8 protein-coding genes and 1 pseudogene are annotated in these 12,536 nt (G+C 71.4%); 5 read left to right on the top strand and 4 right to left on the bottom strand.

Annotation, left to right across the window (positions count from 1 at the left end; translation table 11 throughout):
* Nucleotides 1–66 precede the first annotated feature (66 nt).
* Nucleotides 67–1,572, top strand: coding sequence for a tetratricopeptide repeat protein (locus tag G4D85_RS21920; protein WP_164015216.1), 1,506 nt, complete (start codon nt 67–69; stop codon nt 1,570–1,572).
* Between the two features lie 94 nt (nt 1,573–1,666).
* On the opposite strand, the gene G4D85_RS21915 is transcribed toward G4D85_RS21920, so the two are convergent.
* Complete coding sequence (locus G4D85_RS21915) at nt 1,667–3,232, bottom strand: bifunctional metallophosphatase/5'-nucleotidase (protein ID WP_164014991.1); 1,566 nt, start codon at nt 3,230–3,232, stop codon at nt 1,667–1,669.
* 43 nt (nt 3,233–3,275) lie between these two features.
* Between G4D85_RS21915 and G4D85_RS21910 the strand changes: the two genes are divergently transcribed.
* A complete protein-coding gene (locus tag G4D85_RS21910; RefSeq protein WP_164014989.1) occupies nt 3,276–4,919 on the top strand; it encodes a hypothetical protein in 1,644 nt (547 codons plus the stop codon).
* A 28-nt stretch (nt 4,920–4,947) separates the two neighbouring features.
* Here the strand turns inward: G4D85_RS21910 and G4D85_RS21905 are convergent, their stop codons facing one another.
* A complete protein-coding gene (locus tag G4D85_RS21905) occupies nt 4,948–8,094 on the bottom strand; it encodes a cyclic nucleotide-binding domain-containing protein (RefSeq protein WP_164014987.1) in 3,147 nt (1,048 codons plus the stop codon).
* Nucleotides 8,095–8,277: 183 nt separating this feature from the next.
* On the opposite strand from G4D85_RS21905, the gene G4D85_RS21900 reads away from it, so the two are divergent.
* Entirely contained in the window at nt 8,278–9,081 is an 804-nt protein-coding gene (locus G4D85_RS21900) for an RDD family protein (RefSeq protein WP_164014985.1), read from the top strand.
* Here G4D85_RS21900 and G4D85_RS21895 read toward each other — a convergent pair.
* A complete protein-coding gene (locus G4D85_RS21895) occupies nt 9,078–9,596 on the bottom strand; it encodes an outer membrane beta-barrel protein (RefSeq protein ID WP_164014983.1) in 519 nt (172 codons plus the stop codon). The two genes, G4D85_RS21900 and G4D85_RS21895, sit on opposite strands and share 4 nt — an antisense overlap.
* A 100-nt stretch (nt 9,597–9,696) precedes the next feature.
* On the opposite strand from G4D85_RS21895, the gene G4D85_RS21890 reads away from it, so the two are divergent.
* Together G4D85_RS21890 and G4D85_RS21885 are read left to right on the top strand one after the other, a co-directional pair.
* Nucleotides 9,697–10,758, top strand: a complete 1,062-nt coding sequence (locus G4D85_RS21890) for a tetratricopeptide repeat protein (protein WP_205525646.1) — start codon at nt 9,697–9,699, stop codon at nt 10,756–10,758.
* A 34-nt stretch (nt 10,759–10,792) separates the two neighbouring features.
* Nucleotides 10,793–11,860 (top strand): annotated as a pseudogene (locus G4D85_RS21885) (FHA domain-containing protein).
* A gap of 123 nt (nt 11,861–11,983) precedes the next feature.
* On the opposite strand, the gene G4D85_RS21880 reads toward G4D85_RS21885, so the two are convergent.
* Nucleotides 11,984–12,499: a tetratricopeptide repeat protein gene (locus G4D85_RS21880; RefSeq protein WP_240359428.1), complete on the bottom strand. Its 516-nt coding sequence runs from the start codon at nt 12,497–12,499 to the stop codon at nt 11,984–11,986.
* Between the last annotated feature and the right edge of the window lie 37 nt (nt 12,500–12,536).

Raw genomic sequence — 12,536 nt, 5'->3', positions numbered from 1 at the left:
GCCCCGGCACGCCCTCCCTGCCCCGGAAGCCCCGGTTGTGGGAAAACCCGGGTCATGACGTGTCGGATGGCGTTCCTGGGGCTGGTGCTGAGCGTGCTCTCTGGATGCACGAGCATGCGCGCCCTGTGTCCCGCCGAGGGCGGACGCCCTTGGGTGGAGGTGCGCAGCCCCCACTTCAGCGTCCGCACCAACCTGGACGCGGACACCGCGGAGGAGGCGGCGCGCGAGCTGGAGCTGCTCCGGCAGGGGCTGCTCCAGGCCTGGGCCAGCACCTTCGACCCGCCGGGCAGCGTGGAGGTCATCGTCCTGCGCAACCGCAGCGCGCTGGAGGAGTTCACCAACATCCGCATCGAGGGCTTCTCCGCCAACACCTCGGACGGCCCGGTGCTGGTGCTGGCAGGCAACGCCTACGCCCTCAGCGAGGCCCCCGCCGACGTGGGCACCCAGGCCCACGAGCTGACGCACTACCTCTCCGAGTTCGCGCTGGTGCGCCAGCCGCGCTGGCTGTCCGAGGGGCTCGCCGCCTACCTGGAGTCCATCTCCCTCCGGCCGGAGAAGCACGAGGTCATCCTCGGAGGGCTGCACATGCCCTTCCTCAACCACGTGCAGCGCAGCGGCTGGCGCACCCTGAACGAGCTGTGGGAGTGGGACGGCAAGGAGCTGCTCAGCACCGCCGAGTCGCGGCAGTACTACGCGTCCTCCTGGCTGTGGGTGCACTTCTTCATCAGCCGGCACGGAGACCGCTTCGACGACTTCCAGACGCGACTCATGCGCGGCGAGGAGCCCCGCCCGGCCTGGGAGGCCTCCTTCCGCGGCGTGAAGGACCTGGCCGGCGAGCTTCATGGCTACGTCTACGGCGGCCGCCACGTCACCTACCCCACCGTCATCGCCCCGCTGAAGCCCGTGACGAGCGCGCTCCAGACGCGCCCGCTCCAGCCCGCCGAAGTACATGCCATCCGCGCCCAGCTCTTCCTCATGACGCCCGGGGCCTCGCCCCCCGAGGAGCGCCTGGAGAACGCGCAGCGGGAGATGGCCCAGGCCCTGAAGGAGGACCCGGGCAACGTCACCGCCACCCTGCTGCACATCCGCTCCACGGAGGACCCGTCCCACCGGCTGGGACTCGCCCAGCAGCTGGTGGAGCGGAACCCGGAGAGCGGACAGGCCTGGGACGCGCTGGCCCAGGCGCTGGACGCGGCGGGCAACACCTCCGAGGAGCAGGAGTCCGCCCGGCTCCGCGCGGTGGAGCTGCTGCCCGACAGCGTCAGCGCGCAGAACGGCCTGGCCGGCTTCTATGCGCGCACCTCGCAGCCGGAGAAGGGGCTGGCCGCCGCCCAGCGCGCCGTGGCCCTGGCCCCTGGCAACCCCTCGGTGCTCGACACCTGGTCGACGATTCTCTTCCAGCTCGGCCGCTGCCAGGAGGCCCTCTCCACGCAGCAGCTCGCCGCCGACATGCTCCACGAGAGCACTCCGGAGCGGCTGCGGCGGACGGTGCGCGACACACTGGCCCGCTACGAGGCCGTGTGTGGCTCCGCCTCCGCCCCGCACGCGGCGCCGACGTCCTCGGGGCCCTGAGGCGCGCGCGGCAGGGGCCGGAAATGGCGAAGCGCCGGAGGACCCTCGAGGGAGTCCATCCGGCGCCTCGGTGTGAACCCCTGGAGCGAGCGGCCTACTTCACCAGCTTCTCCAGCGGCTTCTTCTCGGTGGACTCCTTGCCCTTGGTCCAGTCGACGACGGGCGTCTGCCACGCCATGCCCGTCTCGGTGGGCTCGGGGTCCAGCTTCTCGAACTCGAAGCCGTCACCGCCGAAGTAGAGGTACTCCACCGTGGCCACGGTGTAGTCCTTCTTCGGGTCCAGGGCCTTGCCCTTGGCGTCCTTGAACTTGTTCTTCCCGGCGGCGGTGAAGCCGGAGATGAGCGCGTTGGGGTTGGCCAGCTGCTTCGCCAGGTCCTCACCCTTGAGGTTCACCACGAGGAGCGTGTTCTCGAAGGGCATCACCGAGTAGATGCTGCCGCGCGTGACGGCGCCGGCCGGCAGGTCGCCGCGGATGCCGCCCTTGTTGAGGATGGCCGCGTCCGTGCCCAGCACCTCGCGCACCGCGCCGCCCACCCACTTCGCCATCTGCGGCGAGGCCTGGGAAATGCCGGCCTTGGTGAAGCCAATCTGCTGGCCGAGCACCTCGTCGAGCTGCGCCTTCCACTTGCCGACGAGCTGCGCCGTCTCCGTGTCCGGCGTGCCGCCCGACACCTCGACGACCTTCGTCTCCACGCCCGTCACCTTCTCGCCCGCCGGCTTCGCCGGGTCGAACTTGAGGTGCGCGCGCAGGTACTTGCCGAAGCCGCGGTCCAGCGAGACGAAGGTGGTGTCACCCTCCTTCGTGTCCACCGGCTGCGGGCAGCGGCCGCCAGCCACCAGCGCCAGCTTCCAGTCGGCGTGCTTCGCGACGACGGGCTGCAGCTCGCTGACGCACGTGTCGGCCACCACCACCACCACGTCCGCGCCGGCCTTGCGGGCCTCGGGGACGGCGATGGAGAGGGCCTCCTCGTAGCCGGTGACTTCCAGGCCCTCGGCGCGGCCGGACATGGCGGTGCGGACCGTCTTCTCCGAGGCCAGGCCCACCACGCCCACCTTGAGGCCGCGGCGCTCGAACACCTGGAACGCGGGCAGGGACAGGTCGCCCGCGAGCGCCGGGTCCTTCACCTTGAGGTTGGCGGCGAGGAACGGGAAGCCGCCGGCCGTGCGGTTCTTGAGGAAGGCCTCCTTGCCGAAGGCCAGCTCGTGGTTGCCCATGGCGGAGGCCGCAAAGCCCATGCGGCCCATGACCTCGGCGGTGGACGTGCCCAGGAAGAAGGAGGAGATGGCCGGGCCATTCCAGTGGTCACCGGTGGCGAGCGCCAGCGTGCCGGAGTCGGGGCAGGAGGCCTGGCCCTCCTTCACGGGGCCGGGACAGTGCTTCTCCTCGGAGACCCAGCGGCCGAGCAGCTCCGCCGCGCCGCCCTTGCCCTCGACGGGCTGGAGCTGGCCGAAGGCGCCGCCCGTGACGAGCAGCGTGACTTCGTTGGGGACGGCGGGGGCCGCGGGGGCCTGTGCCGCGGGCTGCTCCACCGGGGCCGGCGGAGGCGTGGGGTTGCTCTTCTCGCAGCCAGCGAGGGCGCCAAGAGCGAGGACCAGCACGCCGGACAGCCGCGGCTGGCGGAGGGGACTCGGACGGAAGCCAGGAGGGGTGGTTTTCACACCCGCGCCTTTAGCACAACTCGGCTCGTGCTACGGTGATGCCGTGTCGGACTCGAAGGGTCAACAGGACCCGTCCTCACCGGAAGAGCCGGGGCGTCGGCCCGGAGAGCGGGGATTCACCGGCCAGGGCGAGGCCCTGGGGCGGGAACTCTGGAAGGAAGTACGGGGGGGTGTGGAGCACTTCCACCTCCGGGGCGGCTCGCGGCCGCCCGGGCGCCTGCGCCAGTTCTTCCATGGCATGAGCCTGCCGTTCCATCTGGCCGGGGCGTTGCTGAAGGACCCGGTGGCGCGGCGGCTGTACCTGCGCGTCGGCCTGCTCCAGACGCTCGCGGCCCTGGTGCTGGCGCTGACCTGCATGGGCTCCGGCAAGGAGGCCGTCGAGGGCGTGAGCCGGGAGGAGTCCCGCGCTGAGGACGAGGCCCGGGCGAAGGCCCTCCGGAAGGTGGCCGCGGACCTGGCGGACCAGCACCTGGAAGCGGCCGAGGCCCGCGCCGCCCGACGCATCCTCGAAGGGGGCGCCGCGCCCGGAGAGCGGGCCGAGGAGGACTCCGAGTCCCAGCCGCATGAGGGGGACCCGGCAGCCGCCGAGCAGCCCCCCCCGTCTCGCCGGAAGGCCGCGGCGGCACTCGCGCAGGACCTGGAGGACGCGGGACGTCCGGCCCGACGCTCACGCGCGGAGGCCCGCGCCGAGGCCAACGCCCGCCTGCAGCAGCGGATCCGCGACCTGGAGGCAGCGGCCCAGGGGCTCGACGGGGGCACATCCCTATCCCTGCCGGAGGCCATCGCCGCGCTGGCGCTCGAAGCCGCCTCTTCTTCCGACGACCTGGACGAGGCCGAGGACGAGGCAGCCTCCGAATCTGAGGACGGCGGCACGGCGGCAGCCGCCCGGGCCGGCACACCCCGGGACGGCGACTCACGTGGCCGTATCCGGGTGACGGTCGGAGGGGAGGAGTCCTTCTGGACGGCGAAGGGTTTCTCCCTCTGGGGCCTGGCCTTCTGGGCCGCCCTGTTCGCGGCCCTGCAGTTGTCTCAATGGGTGGTCATCGCGCTGTCGCGGGACTACCACGACGTCATCGCCCGCGAGGCCAGCCTGCTCACCGGCGTGAAGCCTGAGGACGACGAGGTCATCCCGCACGTGCGCCTCGACGTCCCGTGGATTCGCAAGAAGGTGAAGCGGCGCTGGCGGGCGCTGATGTTGTTCGTGGTGGGCGTGCCGGCCATGGTGGTCCTCGCGACGCCCTTCCTCTGCATTAGCAGCGGCGTCTTCACCGTGCTCAGCTCCGCCTGGGGCGCGTGGTGGCTCATGGTCTTCACCGCCGCCAAGAGCGAGCATGCGTGGGTGCCTCCCGCCGAGCCGCACGCGCCCTGGTTCCTGCGAGCCTGGACCTGGCTCACGACGAAGGTGCCCGGGTTCCGCTGGGGAGTGCTCCAGCGCTACGGCGCGATGTGGTCGCGCCGCTCGGGCGAGGTGCTCGCGCCGATAGCCACGGTGGAGCGCCACCCCTGGGCCTTCGCGGGGCTGACGCTGGTGCGCTTCCTGGGCGCCTTCCCACCGATGAAGTTCTTCATCCGGCCGCTCATCCCCGTCGCCTCCGCGCACCTGCTCGCGGCGGAGGCCGCCTACCGGTCCGACACCGCACCCTTCGCGTCCAGGCCCCAGACTCCCGCGGGCGAGACGGGGGCCTGACGGCCACGGGGAGCCTCCTCCCCGCGCGCTACTTCTCCTCGCGGGAGCGGTCGTCCTCTTCACCGGAGGACATGATGACCTCGTTGGCGCCGGTGGGCTCGGGGGCCGGGCCCGTGGGCAGCGGGGGCACCTCCAGTGGTTGCGGGCCCGTCAGCTCCAGGCGCTGGCCCGTCTCTCGCGAGTCGGGCAGGGCCATGAGCTTCTGGAGCTGCAGGCTCACCGCTCGGAAGAAGCCGGTGAGCAGCTCCGGGCGGTCCGCCAGCAGGTCGAGGAAGTCGCGCCGGTCGATGACGAGCACCCGCGTGTCCACCGCGGCCACCATGTCCGTGGGGCGCGGCGCGCCGTCCAGGAGACTGACCTCGCCGAAGGCCTGCTTGCCCTGGAAGCGCAGCACGTGCTCGCCGTCGTGGAAGGCATCCACCCCGCCCTCGACGATGACGTAGAGCGCGTCACCCGGGTCGCCCTGGGCGTAGATGCGCTCCCCCGCCTGGAAGGACGCCTCGCGCGCCACGGCGGCGATGGCGGCCAGGTCGTCCACGTCACTCTGGGAGAAGACGCTCACGCCTTCCAGCGCGAACATCCGTTGGACAGTGCGGTCGCTCAAGTCACCCTCCTGCGGGAGCACGTTCAGCCCATTCACGCGGGCCACGTGGCGGGCGCACGCGCGCAGCACCACGTCCTCGCTCTGCACCAGCGCGGCCAGCCGCCGCCACAGGCGCCCCGGGGCTCCCGGGGGCAGCTCGCGGTGGTGGGCCTCCACCTGCTCCATCACCAGCTCCCGGTCCTCTTCGGCGACCAGGTTCTCCAGCAGCTCCAGCGCCAGCGCCCGGCGCCGCGCGTCCTGCCCCACCAGGTTGTAGTGGATGCCGCGCATCACCTGCGACGGATGCAACAACCCCAGCAGGAAGAAGGACAGCTCCAGCGCCTGGTCCAGCCGGTCTCCCACCGCGCGGGTGAGCAGCGAGCCGTCCCCCAGCGCCGCGCGCACGTCGCGGAAGGCGCCCACCAGCGAGCGGTACACGTCCCGCCGCCGTCCCAGCGCCTCGCGCACGCGCTCCACGTCCACCGGGTGCTCGGGGTGCTCGTCGCGCAGGCGCGACAGCTGCGCGCCGATGCGGAAGTGCAGCGAGGCGTCGTCCCGCACGTTGGAGAAGAGCAGCGCATCCAGCGCCGCCGGCGTGCCGATGCCGCGCAGCACGCGGGGCAGCTGCAGCCGCATGGCCAGGGGCGCGCCCTTGTTGTTGAGCTGCTCCTCCACCAGCGGCGTCACCGCGTCGCCCAGCGCCACCAGCGACTCGCGCGCCGTCTTGCGCTCCTCGCGCCAGGTGAGGAAGGGCAGCAGGCGCGGGGCCAGCTCCACGTAGCCGCCCTCGCCCACCGCGGCCAGCGCCACGCGGCGCACCGTGGGGTCCGTGTCCTCCAGGTAGCGCGCCAGCGGCCCTGCGAAGCGTGTGTCCTGCAGTCGTCCCAGCAGCCGCGCCACCTCGCGCCGCTCCGGCTCCGGCGCCGCGTCGCCCCGGGCCAGCACCGTGTGCAGCGCGGCCAGCGCCGTGGCGCTGCCCGTCGACTTCAGCAGCGCGCCGATGGCCGCGCAGCGCAGCCCCACGTCCGGGTGGTTGAGCAGCGCCGGCAGCAGCCGCTCCGCGCGGTCCGGCGACAGCCGCGCCAGCGCCCACACGGCCTGGTCCCGGGGACGCCGGGGGCCCTCCTCCACCAGCCGCTCCAGCACGGGCGCCAGCTCGTGCGCCTCCAGCTCCAGGGCCAGGGACACGCCGCGCTCCAGCACCCGCTCGTTCGGGTGGCGCAGCAGCGCCGCCAGGTGCGGCCGCAGCGGCACCTCGGCCTGCTCCATCATGTCCACCGCGCGCAGCACCCGCTCCGGCGCGGGCGCCGCCAGCGCCTCGGCCAGCAGCCGCTGCTCCTCCTCCCCCTCCAGCTCCACCTCCTCCTCTTCCGGCGCGCCCACCTGCTCGCCCAGCGCCGCCACGTAGGCGGGCTTGAGCCGCACCAGCAGCACGCCCAGCGCGGCGCACATGCCCACCACCGCCACCGCCATGGTGACGCCGGTGGCGCCGCGCCCCGCGCCGATGAGCAGCAGGCCCGCCAGCACCACGCCGCCCTTGCGCAGCAGGCCCTCCACCGTCGCGCGCAGCCCCTCGCGCTGGTCGTCCGGCACCGCCGCGTACAGCAGCTGGATGCCCACCGGGAGGATGGAGTAGCTCACCGCCGTCTCCACCAGCCGCAGCAGGTGCACCGGCCACATCTCAGGGGTGACGAGCGCCGCGCCCGCCAGGGGCGCCAGCACCAGCGGCACCAGCGCCACGTAGCGCAGCAGTCCCAGCCGCTTCAGCAGCCGCTGCGCCACCAGCAGCTGGAAGGCCACGCAGAACAGGCCAATCCACAGCTGCAGCGAGCCGAAGAGCGCCGCCAGCGCGTCCTCGCTCATCGTCCCCTCCAGCCGCAGCCGGAAGAGGTAGTCCACGAAGGAGGACAGCACCGCGAAGGCGATGCCCAGCGCCGCCAGCACCTGCGCGTAGGGGCTCTCCGCCAGGTAGCCCCAGCCCATGAACGAAGCGGCGGCGGGACGGCCTCGCGGCGGCGGCGCGGGAGCCCCCTTGTACAGGTGGTGGAAGATGGCCCCGGCGGCCAGCAGGCCCAGCGCGCCGCTGACCACCATGGCCGGCGTGCCCAGCCGGACGGCGAAGGCCTGCACCAGCAGCCCGCCGACGATGCCTCCGCCCATGGCGAAGCCGTTGAGGAAGGTGAAGGCCCGGCGCGCCTCGCGCGCGTCGAAGGCGGACGCCATCCGCCCCCAGAAGCGGAAGGACACGAAGGTGGAGAAGGTGTCCGCGAAGAGGTACAGCGCCAGCGCCGGCATGCGCTGCCCCGCGGACAGCGCCCCCGCCAGGCCCAGCGCCACCACGCCGCCCACGCCCGTCAGCACGCCCGGCGACTCCAGCGCCGAGCCGGGCTTGCCCCGGGGCAGCAACGTCAGCGACGCCGTCATCAGCGCGCCCAGCAGGTACAGGTACGGCAGCGCCTGCGACTCGAAGCGCGACAACACGAGCGCGTTCGCCGTCGTCTTGAGCTGCGTCACCCCGGCGATGAGCGCGAACTGGAAGGCAGCCGCCGGCCAGAGTCGGCGGTTCCAGGATGAGGAGTCGGAGGGGGCCACGGTGAAAGAGGGCGGGAGAATAGCCTACCCTCCGGACAGCCACGAATAACCCTGCGTGGCCTCGTGAGCCCGCCTGCCCACCGGACGGCGGGCCCTGTCTTTCGTGACACCCCTGCCCCATTTCCGTCACGGCACTGGAATCGGCGCCCGCCCGGCCGCCCCCGGGCGGGCTAGAGTGCCGCCATGGCCACGGCCACCGACACGCTGCTGGACGGCACCCACACGGTGCTCACCCCCGAGTACGTGGAGTTCCGCTTCACGCTCGCGGGCATCTACTCGCGCTTCCTGGCGTGGCTGCTGGACGGCCTCATCGTCGCCGCCCTCTCGATGATGGTGATGATGGCGCTCAGCTTCCTCATGCTGGCCTTCCCCGGCTTCGGCAGCGCGCTGGGGGCCGTCGTCTTCTTCCTGGTGGAGTGGGGATACTCCATCGCCCTGGAGACGGCGTGGAGCGGGCAGACGGTGGGCAAGAGGGTGCTCTCCCTGCGCGTCATCCAGGAGAGCGGCGTGCGCATCGGCTTCTACCATGCGGCGCTGCGCAACCTGACGCGTCCGGTGGACCGGCTGCCCCTCTTCTACCTGGTGGGTGGAGTCTCGGCGCTCGTCTCCGGCGCCCACCAGCGGCTGGGGGACATGCTGGCCGGCACCATTGTGGTGCGCGAGCGCCGCCTCAAGGTGCCGTCCGCCCTGGGCACCACCGGCGAGGAGGGCCTGCTGGCCGACCCGCTCTTCGTGTCCCGGGTGAAGCGGCTGTCCACCGAGGAGCGCGAGCTGGTGCTCACCGCCGCCCTGCGCCGCGAGGAGCTGCGGCTGGAGGCGCGGCTCCGCCTGTTCGCCGCGCTGGGCGCACGGCTGCAGGACGCGCTGGCCATGGAGAAGCCGGCCCACCTCTCCGACGAGAAGTGGACCCTGCTGGTGGCCGCCGCCCTGCTGCCGCCCCCGGGCACGCGCACCGCGGCGCCTCGGGGCCGGGCACTGGCAGGCTAGAAGTACGCCGCCGCGCCAGCGGACACCGTCAGCGACGACTGCGTCTTCTCGTTGAGCGCGAGGTAGAAGTTGTACTGGCCGCGCAGGCCCACGCTCACCGAGTCCGACACGAAGAAGTCGATGCCCACGTTGGGACCGATGCCCACGAAGTTGCTGACGCTCTCCTTGAAGACGAGGAGGTAGCTGATGTCGGTGCCGACGTAGGGGCGGATGGACTCCTCGGAGAACAGGTAGCGCAGGCCCAGCGACGGGGCGAGCCCGATCACCCGCTTGTCCTCCCCATCCGTGGTGTCCTTCGGGAAGGCAATCTTCGACAGGGACACCACCTCGAAGCCGCTCTCGATGTAGAGGCTGGCGTCGATGCCCAGGAAGAAGGCGTTATCCAGGCCGTTGGTGTTGTTGAAGTCCATGTAGCCCAGCGACAGGCCCAGGCTGCGATTGGCGAACTGGGCATGCGCGGGAGCGGCCCCTAGGAGGGCCAGGGCGAATCCAAGGGTGCAGAGCAGGGTACGCATGGGCCGCCACTCTAATGGCGCAACCCACCGAAAACAGCCCGGATTCAGCCCCCCCGGGGCGTTGATTCGGAAGCGGGGGCTCTCCTACACTCGCCCCGCCATGCGTCTCCGCCGACTCGTAACCGCGCTGTCCCTGGTGTCCACCCTGCCGCTCGCGGCCTGCGTCAACACCCCGCCGCCCCACCCCCGCGCGGAGATCAACAACGAGCTCTGCGCCCAGGAAATCACCAAGGGCGACCTGATTCGCGCCGACACCTACTGCGACCTGGGCCTGGAGTTCTCCCCCCAGTACGCGGACCTGTGGGCCAACAAGGGCCTCATCGCCCTGTATGCCGGCCGCAACGACGACGCCAAGAAGCACTTCATCAAGGCGCTCCGCTTCAACCAGGAGCACCTCCAGGCGTACCAGAACCTCGGCGGCATCTACCTGCAGGAAGGCGCCTACGGGAAGGCGCACGACAACTTCCGCCGGGCCCTCAAGGTGAACCCGGACAACATGGAGACGCGCTACAACCTCGCCCTCACCCTGATGAAGATGGGGAAGATGGAGGCGTCGAAGAAGGAGCTGCGCACCCTGCTGGCGGTGAACCCCGGCCTGTCCGACGCGCACCACACCCTGGGCATCATCTCCTACTCGGAGAACGAGTTCGACGACGCGGTGGACCACCTGTCCCAGTCGGTGCAGCTCACCCCGGACGTCCCCGAGAAGTGGCATGACCTGGGCACCGCCCTCATGGAGCTGAGCCGCTTCCCCGAGGCGCGCGAGGCCTTCTCCAACTGCGCGCAGTTGGATCCGAAGAACAGCAGCTGCGTCAACAACCTCTCGCTGGCCCAGCGCAAGACGGCCCTCACCGACGCGGCCTTCAAGGAGCTCAAGGACACCCAGCAGGCGGAGAACTCTGCCCCCGCCCTCTACATGCTGGCCCGCCAGTACCGCGAGAAGGGCCTGCTGGCCGAGGAGGAGTCCACCTACCGCAAGTGCGTGAAGCTGGACGCCAAGTTCGCCCCCTGCCACTTCGGCCTCTTCCAGCTCTTCTCCGACGCCCACAAGCAGGAGCACGCGCAGATAGCCTGCAAGAACTTCCTGAAGTATGGGACGTCCGAGGAATTCCCTACCGAGTACCAGACGTGCGAGAGATTCATCAGCGACGCCACCTTCTGACGTCCCGACTCCCCCCGCCCGTGCACCCTCCTCGATGAGCGTCCGTCTGACCGTCACGCAGCGCAGCGAGGCCGGCGCCGCCCCGAGCACCGAGGTCGTCCTGGACGACGCGGTCATCACCATGGGGCGGGACAAGGCCTGCCAGGTGGTGCTGGCCCAGCAGGCCGTGTCGCGCAACCATGCGCGCATCGTCTAGGAGAACACCCTCTTCTTCCTGGAGGACCTGGGCAGCGCCTACGGCACCCAGCTGAATGGCAAGCCGCTGCCCAAGGGCGAGAAGCGGCTGCTGCGCAATGGCGACGTCATCGCCATTGCCCAGTACGACGTGAAGTTCGAGCGGATGACGGAGCTCAACGCCGACGTCAACTCGGAGAAGACGTCCTTCATCGCCCGGGGCATGGTGAAGGACGCCATGCGCGGGCTCGCGTCCGGCGAGGAGCGCTACCTGCGCTTCATGAACGGGCCGCGCGAGGGCGAGCGCATCGAGATTGGCGACGCCAAGGAGATCATCTTCGGGCGCGACGAGAAGGAGGCGGACGTCATCCTCAAGGATGACCTCGTCTCCCGGAAGCACGCCAAGCTGCGCCGCGACTGGTCCGGCACGCACGTGGAGGACCTGGGCAGCCGCAACGGCATCAAGGTCAACAAGAAGCGCATCAACCGCAAGGCGCTCAAGGACAGCGACGAGCTGGAGGTGGGCGCGACGCGCTTCCTCTACGTCGACCCCTCGGAGCCCGCGGAGGAGCCCGTACAAATCTCCACCGAGGCCAAGGCCAAGGCCCCGCCGCCCTCGCCGTCGCGCCAGGTCAAGGTGGTGGAGCCTCCGCCCGCCGAGGAGCCCGAGCCCCCGCCCGCCGAGGAGCCCGAGCCCCCGCCCGCCGAGGAGCCCCCGCCCGCCGAGGAGCCCGCACCGAGCGAGGAGCCCGCACCGAGCGAGGAGCCCATCTCCCTGTCCTCGGAGAGTCCCGTCCCCGACAACGAGGGCCGGGGTGGGGCCATGGCCGCGCTCAAGGACAAGCAGAAGCTCGTCCCGCTGGTGGTGATGGGCGTGGTGGGGCTGCTCTTCCTGGTGATGATGATTGCCGTGCTCGCTGGCGCCTGAGCGGGCGCGGGCCCCCCCCGCGCCCCGGGCCCGCCGCGTCCCCCCCGAGCCCCAGAACGAACGAAGCCTCCGGCCCTGTCACCAGGGCGGAGGCTCGCTACGACTCGGGGTGGGCGAAGGGCCCTACTTCTTCGGCGCGGCCGACGCCACCTTGGCCTGCTCCGCCTGCTTCTTGAGGGCGAGCAGCGTGCCGCGGGCGCGCTGGGTGGAGCGGCGCTTGAGGCCCGGGTCGAACTCGATGGCCCGGCTCAAATCCTTCAGCCCCTCGGGGACCTGGCCCCGGCGCAGGTGGATTTCCCCGCGGCCCACCAGAGCATCCACGTTGGCGCTGTTGAGCAGGATGGCCTGGCTGTAGGCGTCGAAGGCGTCGTCCATCCGCTCCAGCGTCATGTACGTGGCGCCGAGCTGGGTGAGGAAGACGGTGTCCTGCGGCGCGGCGGCCACCAGGCCCTGGAAGATTTCGAGGGCGAGCGGTGCCTTGCCCGCCTCGAGCATCTTGTGCCCGGACCGGGCGATGGACATGAGCTGCTCGTGCGTCAGCCCGAGGAACTTGCCGAGGGAGACCTCCCCTCGAATCAGCCGCTCCCCGACGTCCTGGGGGATGTTGATTTCCGGCTGCGGCTTCTCGGGCTTGCTCACGGCCACCTCACGCGGGGGCTGGCATGCAGCCCCCACC

It is taken from the genome of Pyxidicoccus trucidator (assembly GCF_010894435.1).
GTDB classification, from domain to species: domain Bacteria; phylum Myxococcota; class Myxococcia; order Myxococcales; family Myxococcaceae; genus Myxococcus; species Myxococcus trucidator.
The sequence above is the reverse complement of the archived record's forward strand: the minus strand, read 5'-3'. Positions and strand labels throughout refer to the sequence as shown.

Coding starts and splice junctions, on each gene's coding strand:
- G4D85_RS21900 (WP_164014985.1), top strand. CDS start 8,278: ATGGCCACGGCCACCGACACGCTGCTGGACGGCACCCACACGGTGCTC.
- G4D85_RS21895 (WP_164014983.1), bottom strand. CDS start 9,596: ATGCGTACCCTGCTCTGCACCCTTGGATTCGCCCTGGCCCTCCTAGGG.
- G4D85_RS21890 (WP_205525646.1), top strand. CDS start 9,697: ATGCGTCTCCGCCGACTCGTAACCGCGCTGTCCCTGGTGTCCACCCTG.
- G4D85_RS21920 (WP_164015216.1), top strand. CDS start 67: ATGGCGTTCCTGGGGCTGGTGCTGAGCGTGCTCTCTGGATGCACGAGC.